Here is a 770-nt window from a genome sequence, read left to right as displayed (position 1 = left end):
ATTTTGTATCGATAATTATAAAAGTGGAGAAGCCGTATGGGTAAATTAGCTTTTGCAGCAAAAATAACGCATGTTCCCTCTATGTACCTTTCAGAGCTTGATGGTCCTCAAAAAGGATTTCGCCAAGCCGCCATTGACGGGCATCACGAGATATCGAAGCGTTGTCGAGAACTGGGTGTGGATACCATTGTCGTGTTTGATACGCACTGGTTGGTTAATGCCAACTATCACATTAACTGTGCTCCACACTGGGAAGGTGTATACACGAGCAACGAGTTACCTCACTTTATCAATAATATGCCGTATGAGTTAGATGGTAACCCTGAGCTAGGTCGTCTCATTGCTCAAGTATGTAATGAGCAAGGGGTGGAAACCTTAGCCCATGATGCAACCACCTTGGCACCTGAGTATGGAACATTAGTGCCAATGCGATACATGAATGAAGACCGTCACTTTAAAGCGGTCTCTGTATCGGCGTTGCTAATGGTGCATTATCTCAATGACTCGGCTCGTTTGGGGTGGGCGATTCGTGAAGCGACCGAAAAGCACTACGATGGCACGGTGGCGATCCTCGCCAGTGGTTCGCTTTCTCACCGTTTTGCGCAAAATGGTCAAGCCCCAGATTTTTCCACCAAAGTGTGGAGTCCATTCTTAGAAACTTTGGATCACAGAGTGGTTGAAATGTGGGAAAACGCAGAGTGGAAAACATTCTGTGAAATGCTGCCTGAATACGCGGCAAAAGGTCACGGTGAAGGGTTTATGCATGATAC

At 46.2% G+C, this 770-nt stretch carries 1 protein-coding gene; it reads left to right on the top strand.

The window, feature by feature from the left end; translation table 11 throughout:
* Positions 1–36: 36 nt before the first annotated feature.
* Positions 37–770: 3,4-dihydroxyphenylacetate 2,3-dioxygenase (gene hpaD / locus MSP8886_RS21795; RefSeq protein WP_067021212.1), on the top strand; the 734-nt coding region annotated here is incomplete at its 3' end.

Source organism: Marinomonas spartinae, from assembly GCF_900089775.1.
GTDB classification, from domain to species: domain Bacteria; phylum Pseudomonadota; class Gammaproteobacteria; order Pseudomonadales; family Marinomonadaceae; genus Marinomonas; species Marinomonas spartinae.
The sequence above is the reverse complement of the archived record's forward strand: the minus strand, read 5'-3'. Positions and strand labels throughout refer to the sequence as shown.